The organism is Chelatococcus reniformis, from assembly GCF_014640075.1.
Lineage (GTDB): Bacteria > Pseudomonadota > Alphaproteobacteria > Rhizobiales > Beijerinckiaceae > Camelimonas > Camelimonas reniformis.
The window spans coordinates 455,074-474,097 of record NZ_BMGG01000005.1 but is presented as its reverse complement, the minus strand read 5'-3'; the positions used below and the strand labels follow the sequence as shown (position 1 = coordinate 474,097).

At 68.1% G+C, this 19,024-nt stretch carries 19 protein-coding genes; 6 read left to right on the top strand and 13 right to left on the bottom strand.

Annotation, left to right across the window (positions count from 1 at the left end):
• Positions 1–376: 376 nt before the first annotated feature.
• The 6 genes from IEW34_RS16115 to IEW34_RS16090 all read right to left on the bottom strand — a co-directional run bounded on the left by IEW34_RS16115 (position 377) and on the right by IEW34_RS16090 (position 5,861).
• Positions 377–826 (bottom strand): GNAT family N-acetyltransferase, encoded by a 450-nt coding sequence (locus IEW34_RS16115; RefSeq protein WP_188610216.1) that lies wholly within the window; start codon positions 824–826, stop codon positions 377–379.
• 121 nt (positions 827–947) lie between these two features.
• Positions 948–1,943: a class II fructose-bisphosphatase gene (gene glpX / locus IEW34_RS16110; RefSeq protein ID WP_188610215.1), complete on the bottom strand. Its 996-nt coding sequence runs from the start codon at positions 1,941–1,943 to the stop codon at positions 948–950.
• 191 nt (positions 1,944–2,134) lie between these two features.
• The gene (locus tag IEW34_RS16105) at positions 2,135–3,457 is read right to left on the bottom strand and encodes a homoserine dehydrogenase (protein ID WP_188610214.1); all 1,323 of its coding nucleotides are present in this window, start codon (positions 3,455–3,457) and stop codon (positions 2,135–2,137) included.
• 109 nt (positions 3,458–3,566) lie between these two features.
• Positions 3,567–3,785, bottom strand: a complete 219-nt coding sequence (locus IEW34_RS16100) for a hypothetical protein (protein ID WP_188610213.1) — start codon at positions 3,783–3,785, stop codon at positions 3,567–3,569.
• A gap of 355 nt (positions 3,786–4,140) precedes the next feature.
• Positions 4,141–5,358 (bottom strand): LL-diaminopimelate aminotransferase, encoded by a 1,218-nt coding sequence (locus tag IEW34_RS16095; RefSeq protein WP_188610212.1) that lies wholly within the window; start codon positions 5,356–5,358, stop codon positions 4,141–4,143.
• A 140-nt stretch (positions 5,359–5,498) separates the two neighbouring features.
• A complete protein-coding gene (locus IEW34_RS16090) occupies positions 5,499–5,861 on the bottom strand; it encodes a hypothetical protein (protein WP_188610211.1) in 363 nt (120 codons plus the stop codon).
• A 220-nt stretch (positions 5,862–6,081) separates the two neighbouring features.
• On the opposite strand from IEW34_RS16090, the gene IEW34_RS16085 reads away from it, so the two are divergent.
• Complete coding sequence (locus IEW34_RS16085; RefSeq protein ID WP_188610210.1) at positions 6,082–7,911, top strand: PHA/PHB synthase family protein; 1,830 nt, start codon at positions 6,082–6,084, stop codon at positions 7,909–7,911.
• Positions 7,912–8,092: 181 nt separating this feature from the next.
• Here IEW34_RS16085 and argC read toward each other — a convergent pair whose 3' ends face one another.
• The 3 genes from argC to IEW34_RS16070 form a co-directional block, all read right to left on the bottom strand.
• Complete coding sequence (gene argC / locus IEW34_RS16080) at positions 8,093–9,079, bottom strand: N-acetyl-gamma-glutamyl-phosphate reductase (protein ID WP_188610209.1); 987 nt, start codon at positions 9,077–9,079, stop codon at positions 8,093–8,095.
• A 138-nt stretch (positions 9,080–9,217) separates the two neighbouring features.
• Positions 9,218–10,177 (bottom strand): agmatinase, encoded by a 960-nt coding sequence (gene speB / locus IEW34_RS16075; RefSeq protein ID WP_188610208.1) that lies wholly within the window; start codon positions 10,175–10,177, stop codon positions 9,218–9,220.
• Positions 10,174–11,109 (bottom strand): helix-turn-helix domain-containing protein, encoded by a 936-nt coding sequence (locus IEW34_RS16070; protein ID WP_188610207.1) that lies wholly within the window; start codon positions 11,107–11,109, stop codon positions 10,174–10,176. The genes speB and IEW34_RS16070 overlap by 4 nt, the downstream gene beginning before the upstream one ends.
• A 147-nt stretch (positions 11,110–11,256) precedes the next feature.
• On the opposite strand from IEW34_RS16070, the gene IEW34_RS16065 reads away from it, so the two are divergent.
• Together IEW34_RS16065 and IEW34_RS16060 are read left to right on the top strand one after the other, a co-directional pair.
• Positions 11,257–11,550 (top strand): hypothetical protein, encoded by a 294-nt coding sequence (locus IEW34_RS16065; RefSeq protein ID WP_188610206.1) that lies wholly within the window; start codon positions 11,257–11,259, stop codon positions 11,548–11,550.
• A 130-nt stretch (positions 11,551–11,680) separates the two neighbouring features.
• Positions 11,681–11,977, top strand: coding sequence for a hypothetical protein (locus IEW34_RS16060; RefSeq protein WP_188610205.1), 297 nt, complete (start codon positions 11,681–11,683; stop codon positions 11,975–11,977).
• A gap of 139 nt (positions 11,978–12,116) precedes the next feature.
• Here the strand turns inward: IEW34_RS16060 and rpsI are convergent, their stop codons facing one another.
• The 3 genes from rpsI to IEW34_RS16045 form a co-directional block, all read right to left on the bottom strand.
• A complete protein-coding gene (gene rpsI / locus IEW34_RS16055; RefSeq protein WP_188610204.1) occupies positions 12,117–12,599 on the bottom strand; it encodes a 30S ribosomal protein S9 in 483 nt (160 codons plus the stop codon).
• Positions 12,600–12,601: 2 nt separating this feature from the next.
• Positions 12,602–13,066, bottom strand: coding sequence for a 50S ribosomal protein L13 (gene rplM, locus IEW34_RS16050; RefSeq protein WP_188610203.1), 465 nt, complete (start codon positions 13,064–13,066; stop codon positions 12,602–12,604).
• A gap of 201 nt (positions 13,067–13,267) precedes the next feature.
• Positions 13,268–13,699 (bottom strand): PaaI family thioesterase, encoded by a 432-nt coding sequence (locus IEW34_RS16045; RefSeq protein ID WP_188610202.1) that lies wholly within the window; start codon positions 13,697–13,699, stop codon positions 13,268–13,270.
• 236 nt (positions 13,700–13,935) lie between these two features.
• Between IEW34_RS16045 and IEW34_RS16040 the strand changes: the two genes are divergently transcribed.
• A complete protein-coding gene (locus tag IEW34_RS16040; RefSeq protein WP_188610201.1) occupies positions 13,936–14,748 on the top strand; it encodes an enoyl-CoA hydratase in 813 nt (270 codons plus the stop codon).
• 107 nt (positions 14,749–14,855) lie between these two features.
• Here the strand turns inward: IEW34_RS16040 and IEW34_RS16035 are convergent, their stop codons facing one another.
• A complete protein-coding gene (locus IEW34_RS16035; protein ID WP_188610200.1) occupies positions 14,856–16,721 on the bottom strand; it encodes a chloride channel protein in 1,866 nt (621 codons plus the stop codon).
• A gap of 289 nt (positions 16,722–17,010) precedes the next feature.
• Here IEW34_RS16035 and IEW34_RS16030 point away from each other — a divergent pair, with 289 nt between their 5' ends.
• Positions 17,011–17,613 carry a CoA-binding protein gene (locus tag IEW34_RS16030; RefSeq protein ID WP_188610199.1) on the top strand — a complete coding sequence of 201 codons (603 nt, stop codon included), beginning with the start codon at positions 17,011–17,013 and terminating at the stop codon, positions 17,611–17,613.
• A 165-nt stretch (positions 17,614–17,778) separates the two neighbouring features.
• Positions 17,779–19,023, top strand: a complete 1,245-nt coding sequence (locus IEW34_RS16025) for an FAD-dependent oxidoreductase (RefSeq protein ID WP_188610198.1) — start codon at positions 17,779–17,781, stop codon at positions 19,021–19,023.
• The last annotated feature ends 1 nt before the right edge of the window (position 19,024 follow it).

The window sequence follows — 19,024 nt, the reverse complement described above, 5'->3', positions numbered from 1 at the left end:
CCCCTAGAGACTAAGGGAAGCAGCACAGGCGCCCAACTTGCTTTCGAGTGCTTTAGGATAGGAACCGGCGGCCTGGCAATCTGGAACAAGCGCTGCGAATTCTTTACATATTCATCGCATCGTCATCGGTCAGTCAGTAGATCTCGTGCGCCGGACGAAGCAGCGGCGGCGTTGACATTGGTGGACCGCCGAACGGGAGCAGCGAGCCCCGTGGCATTTTCATGGCCTGATGACGACATCAGGGGACGGCCCCGTGTGGCGCAAAGGCACGCCCTGCGCAGGCGCGGGACGGTGCGCGGCGTGCGACTCGCAGCCCTGTCCCCGCCCCGCTCCGCCGCGCGAGCCCTTTCGGTGCCCTGCCCGATCCGGCGCGATCTCAGCCGATCGCCTTGCGGTACTGGATGAAGCCGGCAAATTCGGCGACCTGATCATAGAGCAGGCGCGCCGGTGCGTTGGTTTCGTGTGTCAGCCAATACACGCGCGTGGAGCCGTGCACCCGGGCGCGCTCGTAGACCGCCTCGATCAACGCGCGGCCGACGCCCTTGCCGCGCGCGTCGGGTGACGTGAACAGGTCTTCCAGATAGCAATAGTCCGTCGCGCTCCAGGTAGCGCGATGGAACACGTAGTGGACGATGCCGATGATGCGGCCCTCCGCTACGGCCGCGAGCCCATGGATGGGCTCACCCGCATCGAGGATGCGCCGCCAGACCAAATCCTTGAGCTCGGCCGTCTGGCTGGTCCGGTAGAAGTCCAGATACCCCCGCCACAGCGGCTCCCACGCCGCCCGGTCGTCGGAGTTGAGAGCGCGAACTGTGATCACCGACATCTCCTCCCTGCATCGCAGGTGCTGCTAGAGCGCTTTCGAGCGAAGTGAACGCCGGTTCGCGTGAAGCATTTCGGCGAGTCGAAGAAACGCGGAAATGCTCTCGACCGCCGCGAAGCAACGCTCATTCCATATGGAACTTGGAATGGTCGCGATGCTCGGCCTCGATCTTGCGCACCGTGCCGGTCACCGAGCGGTAGACGATGGTCTCGGTCTCGATGACCTCCTTGCCGAACTTCACGCCCTTGAGCAGGGCGCCATCGGTCACACCTGTGGCCGCCACCACCACGTCGCCCCGCGCGAGGTCCTTCATCTCGTAGAGCCGGTTGGGATCGGACACGCCCATGGCGGCGGCGCGCTTGCGCGTCTCCTCGGTATCGAGGATGAGGCGGCCCTGCATCTGGCCGCCGATGCAACGCAGCGCGCCGGCGGCGAGCACGCCCTCGGGCGCTGCGCCGATGCCTAGATAGATGTCGATGCCGGTCTGCTCCGGCATGCTGGTGAAGATGACGCCGGCAACGTCGCCGTCGGAGATCAGCCGCACCGCCGCGCCCGTGCGCCGGATCGCGGCGATCAGGTCGGCGTGGCGCGGCCGGTCGAGCACCAGCGCGGTGATCTCGTTGGTCGAGACCCCCTTGGCCTTGGCCAGTGCGTTGATGTTGTCCTCCGGCTTGGCATCGAGGTGGACGACGCCGGCCGGATAGCCCGGCCCGATGGCGATCTTTTCCATGTAGACGTCGGGCGCCGCGAGCAGGGTGCCGCCCTCGGCCATGGCCATGACGGCGATGGAACCGGGCATGTCCTTGGCGCAGAGCGTCGTGCCCTCCAGGGGATCGACGGCGATGTCGACCTTCGGTCCCTTCCGGTTGCCGACGCGCTCGCCGATGTACAGCATCGGGGCCTCGTCGCGCTCGCCCTCGCCGATCACCACGGTGCCGTCGATCGGCAAGCGGTTGAGCTCGCGCCGCATGGCGTCGACCGCGGCCTGGTCAGCCGCCTTCTCGTTGCCGTGGCCCCGCAGCCGGGCCGCCGCGACGGCCGCCCGCTCGGTAACGCGCACCAGCTCGAGGCTCAGGATTCGCTCGATGACTTGGCCTGCTGCGACGGTGATCTCGGTCATGGCGGTCGGTCCCTGCTGGTGGCTGTGGCTCTTTGTCGTCGTTATCACGGACGGGCTCGGGGGTCGCTGTGCCTGCCACCCGTTTCACGTCCATGCGGTGATTTAAGCCTCACGAGAGTCATAGAATCGCTCGCGCGACTTGAGAATCTGAAAGTTCGCCTGGCGCACCGCCCGCCGGTGAAGCGACCGCGCTAGTCCCGCTCGATGCGGATGACCTGGGGCGTCGCTTCGACGAAGCCGTCGGCGATGACCAGGTCGAGAGCGCCACGCAGAGCCGCCTCCGTGGTCGCGTAGGTGATCAGCACCACCGGCACGGGGGCCCCAGACCGGCCGCCCGGGTCTCGGGCAGCCGCATCGGGCGATCGATGCTGGACGATCGACTCCAGCGAAATGTCCGCCTCGGCCATGCGCCTGACCAGCGAGGCGGCCGCGCCGGGCTTGTCGAATGCGGCCACGCGGACGTAGTAGCCGCCTTCATGCCGTTGCATCGGCGCGCGCAGCAACGGCGCGAGCTCCGCGACCGGCACGCCGAACGGTGCGCCGAAGGCGCCGCGCGCGACGTCGGCCAGATCGGCGACGACCGACGAAGCGGTCGCCTCGCCGCCGGCGCCGGGGCCGACCAGGGTGAGTTCGTCCACCGCGTCGGCGTCGATGCTGACCGCGTTGGTGACTCCCATGACCTGCGCTAGAGCCGTCGCCTTCGAGACCATCGTCGGGTGAACCCGCTGCTCGATGCCCGCCCGGGTGCGCTCCGCCACGCCCAGCAGCTTGATGCGGTAACCGAGCTCGTTGGCCATGCGGATGTCGAGCGGCGTGATCGAGCTGATGCCCTCCACGTGCACCGCCTCCGCGTCGACGCGGGTGCCGAACGCCAGGCTCGTCAGGATCGCGAGCTTGTGAGCCGTGTCGAAGCCTTCGATGTCGAATGTCGGATCCGCCTCCGCGTAGCCCAGGCGCTGGGCGTCGGCGAGACAGACGTCGAAGGCCAGCCCGTCGGCCTCCATGCGCGACAGGATGTAGTTGCAGGTGCCGTTGAGGATGCCGTGGATGCGCTCGATCGCATTGCCGGCGAGCGACTCGCGCAGCGCCTTGAGCACCGGGATGCCACCGGCGACGGAGGCCTCGAACGCCAGGGCGACGCCGCGTGCTTCGGCCGCCTCGGCGAGCGCCACCCCGTGGTGCGCCAGCAGCGCCTTGTTCGCCGTGACGACATGCTTGCCCGCGGCGAGGGCCGCCTCGACGGTGGCACGCGCCGCTCCTTCGCTGCCGCCGATCAGTTCGACCACGCAGTCGACGTCGGCGCGGTCGGCCAAGGTGGTGGGATCATCCAGCCAGGCCAGGCCGTCGAGGGCAACGCCGCGCTGGCGCGTACGGTCTCGCGCCGAAACGGCCGTAACCTGGATCTCGCGGCCACAGCGCTCAGCGAGCGGCAGCCGGCGGCGAGCAAGCAGCTGAAGCAGAGAGGCACCGACGGTGCCGAGCCCCGCCACGCCAATCCTGAAGGGAGCGTTCATGGTCGTGCGGATGGCACGTGCCCGAACACCGTGTCAATCGCCGTTCCCGCCGCTGCGCGGCGCGTGACGCATGGCCAGGGCCATGACACCTACGGCGATACCGCCCGGATCAGCCCCGCAGCAGAACGTCTTCGAGCGAGCAGCGGGCGCGGCCACCGGCGCCGATCGCCTTGGGAGCCGCCGCCGGGCCGCTCTCGCGCCCCCGCTCGGCGAGCGACGCCGGCGCGGCGGGATGGGCGGCATTGAGAAGGGCGCGATAATCCTCTTCCGGCAGCACCACGAGGCGTTCACCGGTCGAAGCGACGATCGTACGAACTTGAGCGTCCATTGTCTGTCCTCTGCGAGTGCGAGTTCCAGCACGAAAGAGATGGCATTCCTGGCTCTCTTTCGGTGCCGGCCCGCACACAGCTCCCCTTTGGCCCGACTACAGCACGCCGAAGTTAATCGAGTGAGAATCGCGGCATTCCCGTCACCCTCCGATCAGCCCGACGACAGGCTAGGTCGACCCACTCATGCGGGCTGAGCGCAACGGCCGGGACACCGTTGTCCCAGCGCCACAGAAGCGTTGGATCGGGGCAGTGGCATGGCCCGACTGAGGCTCGGGCGCCCTAATTGCGGCGACTTTGCTGCACCGCGCACAATGAGCTGCGGCCGTTGCCGAACGGCAACGGCGAGAGCCTGCGTCAGCCGGCGCGCGCCAGCGGCACGACGTTGTGGAGGTTGCCGTCGGCGGCCTCGAAGAAGCGGCGGATGTTCCGGGCCGCCTGGCGGATGCGCTGCTCATTCTCGACGAGCGCAATGCGCACGTAGTCGTCGCCAAACTCGCCGAAGCCGATGCCGGGCGCCACCGCCACGTCGGCGTTCTCGACGAGCAGCTTGGAGAATTCCAGGCTGCCGAGCGCCTTGAAGCGGTCAGGGATCGGCACCCAGGCGAACATGGACGCCGTCGGAGACGGAATGGACCAGCCGGCGCGCGCAAATGAATCGACCAGCGCGTCGCGGCGCTTGCGGTAGGTGTCGCGCATCTCTTTGATGCAGTCCTCCGGCCCGTTCAGCGCGGCGGCGGCCGCGACCTGGATCGGCGTGTAGGCGCCGTAATCCAGATACGACTTCACGCGCGCCAGCGCCGCCAGCAGCCGCTCGTTGCCGACCGCGAAGCCGATGCGCCAACCGGCCATGGAGAACGTCTTCGACATCGACGTGAACTCCACGGTGACGTCGACGGCGCCGGGCACCTGGAGCACCGACGGCGGCGGGTCGCCGTCGAAATAGACCTCCGAATAGGCCAGATCCGACAGCACGATCAGCTCATGCTTCTTCGCGAAGGCGACGAGATCCTTGTAGAAGTCGAGCGAGGCGACATAGGCAGTCGGGTTCGACGGATAGCAGACGACGACGGCCAGCGGCTTGGGGATCGAGTGCTGGACCGCCCGTTCCAACGCCGGGAAGAAGGCGGGCGTCGGCTCCGCCGGCACCGAGCGGATGGCACCACCCGCCATCAGGAAGCCGAAGGCATGGATCGGATAGCTCGGATTGGGGACAAGCACCACATCGCCGGGCGCCGTGATCGCCTGGGCCATGTTGGCGAAGCCTTCCTTGGAGCCCAGCGTCACCACCACCTGGGTATCCGGGTTGAGGCCGACGCCGAAGCGGCGCTGGTAATACGCGGCCTGGGCCCGGCGCAGCCCGCCGATGCCCTTGGAGGCGGAATAGCGGTCGGTGCGTGGGCGGCCGGCGGTCTCCACCAGCTTGTCGATGACATGGCGGGGGGTCGGAAGGTCCGGGTTGCCCATGCCCAGATCGATGATGTCGGCGCCATTGGCGCGGGCGGCGGCCTTGAACCGGTTGACCTGCTCGAACACGTAGGGCGGGAGGCGCTTGATGCGATGAAAATCGGTCATGGTTCCAGGTCCTTGATCTCGCGCCGATCGATCGCTCAAAGTCGATAGTTGCGAGTGGAACGTGTCGTTTAACATTTCGGGGGGTCGTTGCCAGTCTTTTTCGGCGGCATTGCGCCGCACGCACGCGTGCGTGCGGCGGCTCAGTCGGTGGCGGATGGCGCGACGTGATCGCGTGGGGCGACGGCAGGTGTAGGCGCCGGGGTTTGGCCGGCAGCCTGCGCGCTCCGGCCCGCCTCGGTATTTGCCGTGCGGGTGTCCTCCAGGTTCTTTTGCAGCGCCTGAACCTCGGCAGCCGATTTCGGCGGCGTCGGCCGAGCCGGCTGGGCGATGCCGACCGGCATGTAGTCGATCCGGGCCGGCCGTGAAGCGGCGACGAACTCGGTCGATTTCGGGGAGTCCGTCGCGAAGCCCGTGGCCTTGGCAACGCCCTTCACCGAGGTGCCGAGCTCGGCCGCACACCCGCCCATGGCGAGCAGTGCCGCGGCGGCGGCGGCAGCCGCCACGACCGGCGATCGGATCGCAAAGTTTGGGCGCTTGGATGGGGAAACGGGGCTTCCCCGGGTCGCCGAACGCATGTAGCACCTGATGGCTCAGGACGGGCCTGAATGACGATGGGATTTTTGCTGGGTAAGGCGTTAATATGTCGGAAAAGCGCCGCCCTGCACATGCCTCCTCGAGAGGCATGGTCGAGCGCGACCGGAGACGGCGGCCCGGAGGGAACGAATGACGAAGAATAGCGATGCCGGCTCGTCGTCCGGCAACGGTCCCACACCGTTTCCGCTCCCCGATTTCGAAGCTCTGTCGGAGAATATGGCGCGCCTGATCGAGGAATCGGGCAAAGCGACGGCAGCCTACCTCAAGCCGATCGAGGAGCGCCGCACCTTCGACGGGGCCGGCGGCGAGGCCGCCGAGGTGGTCAAGACCCTGGGGCAGGTGGCGGAGCGCTGGTTCACCGACCCGACCAAGGCCATCGAGGCGCAGTCGCAGCTTGCCAACAGCTTCGTCGATCTGTGGGGATCGATGCTGAAGCGGATGCAAGGCGAGACGGCCGAGCCCATCGCCACACCCGACCGCAAGGACCAACGCTTCGCCGATCCGGGCTGGAGCGACCTGCCGTTCTTCGACTTTTTGAAGCAGGCCTATCTGCTCACCAGCAAGTGGGCGGAGAACCTCGTCGAAAATGCCGAGGGCCTGGACGACCACACGCGGCTCAAGGCCCGCTTCTACGTCAAGCAACTTTCCGGCGCGCTGTCGCCGTCGAACTTCCTGCTGACCAATCCGGAGCTGATACGCGAGACGGTGCGCCAGAACGGCGCGAACCTCGTACGCGGCATGAAGATGCTGGCGGAGGACGTCGCCGCGGGCCACGGCGAGCTCAAAGTCCGGCAGACCGACGCCACCAAGTTCGAGATCGGTGTCAATGTCGCGGTCAGCCCGGGCAAGGTGGTCTTCCGCAACGACCTCATCGAACTGATCCAGTACGCCCCGGCCACCGAGACGGTGCTGAAGCGGCCGCTTCTCGTGGTGCCGCCGTGGATCAACAAGTATTACATTCTCGACCTGAATGCCGAGAAATCGTTCATCGGCTGGGCGGTCAGCCAGGGCCTCACGGTCTTCGTGGTGTCATGGGTCAACCCGGACGAGCGCTACGCGGACAAGGGCTGGCAGGCCTATATGCAGGACGGCATCCTGGCCGCTATCGATGCCGTGCAGCAGGCCACCGGCGAGGAGAAGATCACCACGATCGGCTACTGCGTCGGCGGCACGCTGCTCGCGCTGACGCTGGCCTACATGGCCCAGAAGGGTGACGATCGCATCGACAGCGCCACCTTCTTCACTGCCCAGGTCGACTTCACCCACGCCGGCGACCTCCTGGCCTTCGTCGACGAGGACCAGCTCAAGAACGTCGACGCGTTGATGCGGCCGCGCGGGTTTCTGGAAGGCTCGCGCATGGCCGCAGCCTTCAACATGCTGCGGCCCAACGATCTGATCTGGCCCTACGTGATCAACGTCTACATGAAGGGCAACGACCCCTTCCCGTTCGACCTGCTCTACTGGAACTCCGACTCGACCCGGCTCACCGCCGCCAATCACTCGTTCTACCTGCGTACCTGCTACCTGGAGAACCGGTTGGTGAAAGGGGAAGTCGAGCTCGGCGGCACCAAGCTCGATCTCAAGAAGGTGACGATCCCGATCTACAATCTGGCGGCCCGCGAGGACCATATCGCACCGGCGCGCTCGGTGCTCAAAGGTTCGGCGGCATTCGGCGGCCCAGTCAAGCTGGTCGTCGCCGGCTCGGGCCATATCGCCGGCGTCGTCAACCCGCCGGCGCTCAAGAAATACCAGTATTGGGCAGGTCCCGCCCCCACCGGAACGCTGGAGGACTGGCTCGAGGCCGCCACCGAGACCCCCGGGTCCTGGTGGCCCAACTGGTTTGCCTGGGTGGAGGCTCAAGCGCCGCAGCGGATACCCGCGGCTGAACGCCAGCCCGGCAATGGCCAGCTCAAGGCGATCTGCGAGGCGCCGGGCGAATACGTCAAGGCAAGGGTATAGGCGACCTCGCACGCGTCACGATGGCGGCCCCACCCAATGGCAAGGGGTGCCAAAATTCAATGGCTTGCAGCACTTTCCTGATCAGATACTTCCATTCAGGGAAGCGCCTGGAGCATTTCACCGTCGGATGAGATTATCCCGCGGCGCAGAAATGCTCATAGAGTTGTGAATCCCGGAGCGCTTACACGCCAAGCATTAGCGCTATGTTCTGCACGGCGGCGCCCGATGCGCCCTTGCCGAGATTGTCGAGGCGCGCGACCAGCACCGCCTGACGCGTGGATTCGTCAGCGAAAACGAACAGTTCCAGCTGGTCTGTGTCGTTTAGCGCTTCCGGCTCGAGGCGCCCCGCCTTGATCGCCGGATCGGCGAGCGGACGCACGTCCACCAGGTCGCGGCCCGCATACCACTCGGTCAGCACGCGATGCAGATCGGCGGCGGTGGGCTTGCCCGCAAGCTCGTCCAGATGCAGCGGCACCGAGACCAGCATGCCCTGGCGGAAATTGCCGACGGACGGCACGAAGATCGGGCGCCGCGCCAAATTGGCGTAGGCTTGGATCTCGGGCAGATGCTTGTGCGCGAGCGACAGGCCATAGAGCTCGAAGGCGGGCGCAGTGGCCGCCTCGTAAGCCTCGATCATCGATTTGCCGCCGCCGGAGTACCCGCTGACCGCGTTGATGCTGACAGGCAGCCCCGCAGGGACATAGCCCAGATCGACCAGCGGCCGCAGCAGTGCAATGGCCCCCGTGGGATAGCAGCCGGGGTTCGCGACGCGCCGCGCCACACGGATCGAGGCCTCCTGGCCCGGGGCGAGCTCGGCAAAGCCGTAGGTCCAGCCGGGCGCCACGCGGTGGGCCGTCGAGGCGTCGAGCACCTTCGGCCCATGGCCCCCCATGCCGTCCACCATCGCCACCGTCTCCTTGGCAGCCTCGTCCGGCAGGCAGAGCACCACCAGGTCGACCTCGGCCAGCAGCGCCCGCTTGGCCGCAGTGTCCTTGCGCAGCTCCGGCGCAATGCTGCGCACGGCCACCTGCGGGACCGCGGCCAGGCGCTCGCGAATGCCAAGGCCGGTGGTGCCGGCTTCCCCATCGATGAAGACGGTCGGACGATCGCCGCCCGTGCGGGCCTGCGGGGCGGACCGGGTCAAGGTGTCGTCGGCAATGGCGGCCATGGCAGCTTCCTGCAAGTCGCGGCGGCAAGAGATGGGCGAGTGAGCGTTATCGAGGCCAAGATGGGAGCCGCGGCGCGGCTCGCCAAGCGGCGTAACGCTCTATCGCAGATCGGACCCCAAACCAATCGTTTCCGGTGCTCATCGTGCCGTGTGCCGGCGCCATGCCAAGATCTGCAGATAATGCTGCACGACCGTCGCCGCCGCGATGGCCGTGATATCAGCGTGATCGTAGGGCGGCGAGACCTCGACCACGTCCATGCCGCGCCAAGCCAACTCGCGCAGGCCCCACAGGGTCATCAGCGCCTGGGCGCTGCTGAGGCCGCCCGCGACAGGGGTGCCGGTCCCCGGTGCGAAGGCCGGGTCGAGCGCATCGATGTCGAAGCTCAGGTAGGCGCCCCCCTCGCCGACCCGCTCGACGATGCGCCGGATCAGGCCGGGCGCGCCGAGTGCCTGCGCCTCGTAGGCGTCGATCACCGCAAAGCCGCAATCGGTCGGCGCCGTCGTGCGGACCCCGATCTGGATCGAGCGCGCGGTGTCGATCAGCCCCTCCTCGGTGGCGGCGGTGACGAAGCTGCCGTGCGACAGCGTGCCGATATCCTCCCAGGTGTCCTGGTGCGCATCGAACTGCACCACCGCGAGCGGCCCGTGCGTCGCCACGTGGGCGCGCAGCAGCGGCAGCGTGATCGAATGGTCGCCGCCGAGGGTGATCAGGTGGCAACCGGCCGCCACGATGTCACCCGCCTGACGCTCGATGAGGAGCTCGACGTCGCCAAGGCGGCGATAGTCGAAAGCGCAATCACCCCAATCCACGACCACCATGTGCACGAACGGATCGAGGGCCGACGGAAACTGCGGATCCCCGTCGAAGATGGCCGACGCGCGCCGGATCGCCTGGGGCCCGAAGCGGGTGCCCGGCCGGTTCGACGTGGCGCAGTCGAAGGGCACACCCCACACCACCGCGTCGACACCGCCGAGGTCGCGGCTGTAGCGCCGGCGCATGAACGACAGCGCGCCGGAGAAGGTGGGCTCCGACGATCCGCCCGTGAGCGCTCCCAGGAAGGCGTTGTCGGAACGGCGGGGGTCGATGGGATCGGTCATGGCGACGGTCTATCGATTGTTGAGGGCGGCCGCGCGACCCCGCCCCGCTCGTCGGCGCGGATCGCGCCGGAGCCGGCCTTGACGGCTTCGCGGGCGGCATCGGCATGGATGATGAAAATGCCTGCCAGGAAATCCGACAGCGCCTGGCGAAGCGGCTGAGCCAGAACGATGCGGCGGTCGGCCTCCCGCATCAGCAACCCTTCCGCCTCACCGCCGCGCAACACGCCAAGGACATGGGCACGAGAGACCGAGAAGCGTTGGGCGAGTTTGACGATGGATAGCCCCTGGCCAGCATCGAGCTGTGTCAGGAAGATCGAGAACAGGATCATGACGCCGGCGTCGTGCTCGGCAAATGGGGCCAGTGCCGGCGCCCAGGCCAGCGGGCGCATGCCGCCGCGGTAGCGTTCGGCCAGCGCATGCACAAACGCTGCAAAGAAGGTCTCGTCGCCGAGCCGCTGGGCGGCCACCGCGGCCACGGGGATCAGGTCGCCCGTGGCGGCCAGGGCCCCGCGCCAGCGCTCGCGGTGGATCGCCAGCAGCCGCTCCGTCGGGACCAGGCGCTTGCGGCGCAGGTCAGGCCCGGCCGCCGACGTCAGCAAGCCGAACAAGCGCATGGCCGCCAGCATGGCGCCGGCTCGGCCGCGGCTGCACACATTCTGCTCGACGCACAGAGTCTTCAGCCCGCCGGCCGTCAGGCCGTCAGGCCCACCGTAGAAGTGCAGATCGAGAACCAGCACCGAGAGAACGAAGCGGCCGCGGTCGTTCATGATGCGGTTCAGCAGCCAGCTGTCGCGGTAGTGCTCGACGAGGGCCGCCGCGCAGCGATGCGCCGCGGCCGCGAAGCGCGGATCCGCCTGGAGCGCCGCGATCGCTGCCGGATCGGGATTGCCTTTGCCGGTGCCGCGCCCTCCGGATGCCCTCGTCTCGATCACGTTGCCCCCTCGATCTTGCCGACCGGTCTAGCATCGCACGGCAGGAACGAACCAATAATTGACATTGTTCACGCGCGGGCCCGCAGGCAATCGGGGGCGCGACGCGGACGGCGTCGCCGCACGAATTGGCCACATGGGGGAACGTCGATGAGCACGTGGAACTTGGCAGGTCTGGGCCTGCTGGTCGGGGGAATCTGGGTTGCCGGCACCGCGCCGGCCAGCGCGGTGGTCTATTGCAACGGCCCCGGCTTGCCGGTGGGCTGCGTGGCCCGTCCCGCGGGCGTAGGTGCGCCCGGAGTCGGCGTGCGCCCCGGGGTCGGTGTCGGGGCTGCCGGCGTCGGCGTCCGTCCCGGCGTGGGAGTGGGCGCCCCTGGCGTCGGCGTCCGTCCCGGTCGCGCCATGAACCGTGGCGGTCCCGTCAATCGCGTCGGTCGCCGCTGATTTTCAACCTCTCGGGCATTTCCGCGTTTCTTCGAATCGCCGAAACGCTCTATCTATTTGATTTGTCGCGTTTTATTCAGGCGAACCGGCGCCCACTTCGCTCAAAAACGCTCTAGGAGAAGCTTCCATGTTGCATCGCATCGCCGGCGCGGCCGCCGCTCTCGCGTTGACCTTCGCCGCCGGGACACTGATCCCTGGCATGGCCCATGCCGATCCGGCGGGCGCGGCCGCGTGCGCCGCCAAGCTCAGCAAGCCCGCCCGCATGATCTATGACGCCTCGGCGCCGCAAGCGGCCGGCGCCGGTGACCTCAAGGGGCTGGTTACCGGTCAGACCAAGGGCCTGGTGATGGCGGGCAAGATCGACCGGTCCGGGGCACGCCCCGCGGCCGAATCGGCGGGGCAATGCCTCGTGATGCTGAAATCATAAGAGCCTACGGGCGCCACCCGTCGGCACCGCCGTCAGCGGCAAGGCTGCGCCGTGATGTCGGCGCTGCGGCCAACAAAAAAGGGCGGCCGAGGCCGCCCTTTTTTGCAATGACCAGGCCGCGAAGCGGCCCGCGCACCCGTCAGCGCTTCGAGAACTGGAAGCTGCGGCGAGCCTTGGCGCGGCCGTACTTCTTGCGCTCGACCACGCGGCTGTCGCGGGTGAGGAAGCCTTCCTTCTTCAGGATCGAGCGCAGCTCCGGCTCGAAGTTCGTCAGTGCCTTGGACAGGCCATGGCGCACCGCGCCCGCCTGGCCCGACAGACCGCCGCCGGCGACCGTGACGATCACGTCGTACTGGCCGACGCGGTTCACCAGCTGGAGCGGCTGGTTCAGGATCATGCGCAGCACCGGACGGGCGAAATAGACCTCGACCGGCCGCTCGTTGACGACGATGTTGCCGGGGCCGGGCTTGATCCAGACGCGGGCGACCGCGTCCTTGCGCTTGCCGGTGGCGTACGCACGGCCCTGGGGGTCCACTTTCTTTTCGCGCAGCGGGGCGTCGTTGGGGGTGGCGACCTGGGCCTGCTGGCCGAGCTCGGCGAGGCTCTGGAGGGTCTCGGCCATGGTCAGGCGCTCCTCGTATTCTTCGGGTTCAGCGCGGCGACGTCGAGCGCCTCGGGCTGCTGGGCAGCATGCGGGTGATCGGCGCCCTTGTAGACGCGCAGATTGCCCAGGATCTGGCGGAACAGCGGGCCGCGGGGCAGCATGCGCTCCACGGCCTTCTCCAGAATGCGCTCCGGGAACCGGCCCTCGAGGATGAACTTGGCCGAACGCGCCTTGATGCCACCGATGTAGCCGGTGTGGTGGTAGTACACCTTGTCGTCGCGCTTGCGACCGGTGAACACCACCTTGTCCGCGTTGATGACGATGACGTTGTCGCCGCAATCGACGTGAGGCGTGTACGTGGGCTTGTGCTTGCCGCGCAGACGCATGGCGACAACCGACGCCAACCGGCCGACGACGAGGCCTTCAGCGTCGATGAGCACCCACTTCTTGTCGACGTCGGCGGGCTTGGCCGAGTAGGTTTTCATGGATTTGGTCTCAATGCTGGCGGGCGCCCGCGCGGGCGCCCGAACGACAACGCGCAGGGAGCAGCGAGAGCTACCCTGCGCGGGATGGATGGCCTCTAACCCAGGCAGGCCAAGGCGTCAAGCGAGACGCCAAACTAGATGCTCGCAAACATTTATAAAAAACAATAGCTTACGGGAAGAGGTATTATAATACCGCGAAAATCAGCGGGGCGGGATGGAGTAGGTGCCGGTGGCGTGAGCCACCAGTTCCGTCGTGCCCTCGGAGAACACCGAGACCTCACCCACGGCAAGCCGCTTGCCCAACTTGAGCAGGCGGCAATCGGCCAGGAGATCGCGCGGCTCCGGCTTGCGCAGGAAGTTGCACGACAGGTTGGTGGTGACGGCGAGGGTCTGCGGCCCGATCGCCGCCAGGATGGCGACGTAGATCGCGGCGTCCGCGAGCGCCATGACCGTCGGCCCCGACAGCGTGCCGCCGGGCCTGATCTGCCGCGCGTCATAGACAGAGCGCAGGCGGCAGCTGAGCGGCCCGACGTGCTCGATGACGAAGGTGGGATTCTCGCCGAAGGTCTGCGGGAACTCCTTTTCCAAGAGATTTTGCACCTCGTCGCGCGTCAGCACCGGCGCCTGTGTCATCGTGCGGTCCCCCTGGCGCATTGCTCGACGGGTGGAATCACCCGGTTCCGGATGGTGCGCTCGCAGTTTCAATGAGCGTCGCACCTCGGGTGCCCTGGTCGTGGGTCAGGTCCGACGCCGCAGCGGTTGCAGCACGGCCACCCCCAGCCGACAATAGCACCCGCGGCAGCCCCGCCGTGATCCACACGCCGGCTGGTCCCGCACGTACGGCCGCCCTGGACGAGGAGACGAGCTTCATGACCCTGCACGTGACGCCGCCGGATGCGCTGCTGGCCTGCGACGCGCGTGACGGCGTGGCGACCCTGACGCTCAACCGACCCGCGGCGCGCAACGCCCTGTCAGACGACATGATCGCCGCGCTGACCACTGCCCTCGCCGAGGTCGCCGCCGACCGCGCCGTCAAGGCGGTGGTCATTGCAGCCAACGGCCCTGCGTTCTCGGCTGGGCACGACATGAAGCAGATGACCGCCCGCCGAGCCGATGCCGACGGCGGAGCGGCGTATTTCGCCGACCTGATGGCGCGCTGCTCGACGATGATGCAGGCGATCGTCGAGCTGCCGCAGCCGGTCATCGCCGCTGTCGAGGGCGTCGCCACCGCCGCCGGCTGCCAGCTGGTCGCGAGCTGCGATCTCGCGGTCGCCGGGGCCGCGGCGCGCTTCGCCACGCCCGGCGTCAACATCGGCCTGTTCTGCTCGACGCCCATGGTGGCGCTGTCGCGCAATGTGCCGCGCAAGCACGCCATGGAGATGCTGCTGACGGGAGACATGATCGACGCCGACAGCGCCTGCCGCTTCGGGCTGGTCAACCGCGTCGTCGGCGCCGGCGAGGCGCTGGCCGGCGCCCGGGCGCTGGCCGCCCAGCTCGCGGCCAAGTCGCCGCTGACGCTGAGCATCGGCAAGCGCGCCTTCTACGCGCAGCTCGAGATGGGGCTCGCCGACGCCTATGCCTACGCCAGCCGCGTGATGGCCGAGAACATGATGGCGCGGGATGCGGCCGAGGGGATCGGCGCATTCATCGACAAGCGCGCGCCAGCGTGGGAAGGACGCTAGGACAATTCCAGCGGAAACGGGCGGCGCTCGCGTGGCCGGAACTGCGTCGGAACAATGCGATGGAGCATGTCCGGGGAACCGGGTTCGCCGGACATGCTCCAGCCCCCTCACCGCTCGCCGCTGTATTCGCGGCGGCGGCGCTCGAGTTCCTGACTGTAGCGCTTGAGCGCGTAGGCCTCCGTCACATAGCCCAGTACGCGCAGGGACGTCGCGTCGTCGACGACCGGCAAGGTCTCGATCTCGGCGGTCTCGAACGCCTCCAGCACCTTGTCGATGGTCTGCCGCGGCGTCAGGAACGAGGCCGGCGCCTGACGGAAGTGGCGCACCGTCGTCGTCTCCGCAGCAGCGTCATTGTCGGGCGCATGCAGCTCCGGCACCAGCACGAAGCCCGCATAGCGGCCGGCGTCGTCGAGCAGAAACACGCGCTCTGACGAGCCGATCGGGAACCGCTTGCGGAAAGCCGCCACCGTCATCGTGGCATTGGCGGTGCGCGCTTCGCGCCGCATCAGCTTGACCACCGTCAGATCCCGGGCCCAGCCGACATCGAGGGCGCTGCGAATGGTCTCGCCACGCAGGTGCAGCCGCCAGGTGGAGAAGGAATAGCCGAAGGTGCGGCGGACCAGCATCGTCGTCGCCACGACCGCCACGAGAACGCCGCTGGTCATCGAGAGGTCCCCGGTCGCCTCCAGCACCAGGAAGGTCATGGTGAACGGCGCACCGATCACCGCCGCCGCGAAAGACCCCATGCCCACCAGCACGTAGACGAGCCGGTCGCTCGCCAGGTCCGGCGCGAGCTGGATGTAGAGGCCGCCGGCCAGGCCGCCGAACAGCACGCCGGCGAACAGCGACGTGAAGAACAGGCCGCCGCGAAAGCCGGAGCCGACCGACAGCGATGCCGCTAGCACCTTGGCCAGCAGCAGCAGAGCCAGCGTCGATGCGGTATAGTCGGTGGCGAAATAGTGATGCATGCCGCCGTGTCCGGCACCGAGCACCGCCGGGGAGTACAGCGCCAGGAGGCCGACCAGCAGGCCGCCGACGGCGGGGCGCCCCCAGCGCGGGATACCGGTGCGATGCATGCCGGTCTCGATCGCCGTCGCCGTCTTCATCAGGGCGATGCCGACCCCGCCCGCGATGAAGCCCATGGCGATGAAGACGCCGTAGTCGGTGGCGGCGAAGCCGAGCGAGCCCTGCATGGGCAGTGGTGGCGTCTTCACCACCGCCTCGTGCACGATGTTCGCCACCAGCGCGGCGATGACGACGGGGGCGAGCGTCGCGACGCTGTAGGCACCGAGCACCAATTCGAAGGCGTAGAATGCGCCGGCGAGCGGTGCATTGAATGCAGCCGCGATCGCCGCGGCTGCTCCGCAGCCGACCAGGGTGCGCAGATCGGCGCGGCGCAGCCGAAACGAGCGGCCGAGGCGCGAGGCGAAGCCTGACGCGGCCTGGGTATAGCCGGCCTCCAGACCGACAGAGGCGCCACTGCCGCTGGAGAGAATCGTGCCGAGCGTCAGCAGCAGGCTGTCGATGATCGACATACGGCCGCCATAGAGCGCGTTGGCCTCGATCGGGTCGACCGCGTCGCGTTTGCGCCAGCGGCGCACGGCGACGGTGAGAGCGCCGACCATCAGGCCGCCGATCGTCGGCGCCAGCACCGCCCGGTACGGGTCGATGACCAACTGCGCGCTCAAGCGCTCGCCGGCGCCGATGGCGAACACCACCTCGTGCAGGACTTGCACGAGGCCATTGACCGCGAGCACGCCGAGGCCCGCGACGACGCCGATGACGGCGCCGAACAGCAGCGGCGAGAGCTCATCGGCGCGCAGGAACGTCCGCCACCGGCGCCCGAAGAGCACCCGGAAGGCCCGGATCAGCGTGGCCAGCGATCGGCGTCGCGCCGGCGTCGGTGGGCGGCTCGTCACGTGCTCGTGCCCGTCTGCGTTCCCCGGCGTCGGCCGGAGCAGCGTGTCGTCCATCGTCCCGTCTCGAACTGGCAGCGCCGCGGACCAGGAGGCCCCGCGCCGGACGGACGAGCCATACGGCAAAATGCGGCGAGGAGGCGAATGAAACGTCGTCGCCGCGCTCCCAGGGCGCTTCGCGCTCGGGTGAAATCACCCAAGAGCCCAAGAGGTGCTCCAGATTTAGAAGACCATGAGCCTCTCGTGCGATTGGATGAGGTCATCGGATCGCACGGAGACGCGTGCGCGGCGTCAGGTCCGGATCTGGCGTCTTGTGCGCCGGAGCCTTGCGGTGCAAACCGATGGCATGAGCGCAGAACTCCATCCTGAGCCACGCCAGGCCTTCGGTGTGCCCGTGCCAGCCGGGCACGATCACTATCCCGACGAGCTGATCGGCGCGATCCTGCACAACGTGCGCACCATCGCCCTCGTCGGCGCGTCGGCCAATCCGGCCCGGCCGAGCTGGATCGTCGCCAAATATCTCGGCCAGCGCGGCTACGACGTATGGCTGGTCAATCCGGGCCTGGCCGGCGAGGACTTGCTCGGCAAGCGTGTCGTCGCAAGGCTGGCCGACCTGCCCGTGCCGATCGATCTGGTGGAGATCTTCCGCAACTCCGAGGCCGCCGCCGGCATCACCGACGAAGCCCTGGCACTCGTGCCGCGGCCGAAGGTGATCTGGATGCAGCTCTCCGTGCGCAACGACGCAGCTGCCGTCCGGGCCGAGGCGGCGGGCGCCACGGTGATCATGAACCGCTGCCCCAAGATCGAATATGGCCGCCTGTCGGGTGAGATCTCCTGGAACGGCGTCAACTCGCGCACGCTTTCCTCCAAGCGCCGCACGCTGGCCGGCACCGGCACGCAGAAGCTCGCCCTACCGGTCAACCGGCTGCGCCCGCCCCGCCCCGTCTGAGCAGTTCCTGGCGTCGATCGGGTGGTTCCACTCGGATCGGGAAGCGCTCCGAACTCAAAAGATTATGAGCGTTTCTGAGCCATTGGATGATCGCCATCCCATGGCGAAATGCTCTACCATTCGCGCCGGCATCATGCCGCCCAGTGGGGGCCTGGGAGAACATCGATGAACCAGACGACGGTGACATGCTGCATCGCCGGCGGCGGCCCGGCCGGGATGATGGCCGGCTTCCTGCTGGCCCGCGCCGGCATCGACGTGCTGGTGATCGAGAAGCACGCCGACTTTCTGCGCGACTTTCGCGGGGACACGATCCACCCGTCGACCCTGGAGCTGATGTTCGAGCTCGGCCTGCTGTCCGAGTTCCTCAAGCTGCCGCACCAGGAGGTCCGCGAGATCGGAGCCGTCGTCGGCGGCGTCGATCTCCACATGGCCGATTTCACGCGGGTTCCGACCCACTGCAAGTTCCTCGCCTTCATGCCGCAATGGGACTTCCTCGACTTCCTGGCGCGTCAGGGCAGGCGCTACCCGACCTTCCGGCTGCTCATGCAGGCCGAGGTCGAAGGCCTGACCATCGAAGGGGGCCGCGTAGTCGGCGTGACGGCCGTCACGCCGGAGGGGCCGCTCGATGTCCGCGCCAGCCTGGTGATCGGTGCCGACGGGCGGCGGTCCGACGTGCGGCGGCTCGCCGGCCTTGCCGTCGAGGACGTGGGAGCGCCCATGGACGTGCTCTGGTTCAAGCTCACGCGGCGCGCCGCCGACCCGGCGGAGATGATGGGCTACGTCGACGTCGGACGCATGCTGGTCATGCTCAACCGCGGCGACCATTGGCAGTGCGCCTTCATTATTCCAAAGGGCGGCTTCGAGCAGACCCGGGCCGCCGGCCTGCCGGCTTTTCGGCAGAACGTCGCCGCGCTGGCGCCGTTCACCGCCGACCGGCTCGACGAGATCGACACCTGGGACAACGTCAAGCTGCTCACCGTCGCCATCGACCGCATGCCCACGTGGCACAAGCCCGGTCTGCTCTGCATCGGCGACGCTGCGCACGCCATGTCGCCGGTGGGCGGGGTCGGCATCAACCTCGCCATCCAGGATGCCGTGGCCGCGGCCAACCTGCTGGCCGAGCCGCTGCGCCTCGAGACGCTGACCGAAGCCGACCTGGCCAGGGTGCAGGGCCGCCGGGCGTGGCCGGCGCGGACGACCCAGAAGATGCAGCAGGTCGTGCAGAATCAGGTCATCAGCCGCGTGCTCGCCGGGGGCGGACCGCTCAAGCCACCGTTCGTGATGACGCTGTTCAACCGCTTTGCGGTGCTGCGCCACCTCGCTGCCCGGCTCATCGGCGTCGGCGTGCGTCCCGAGCACGTGCGCACGCCGGACGCCTTCCCGCTGCCCCCGCTCGACGCCGGCATTTGAC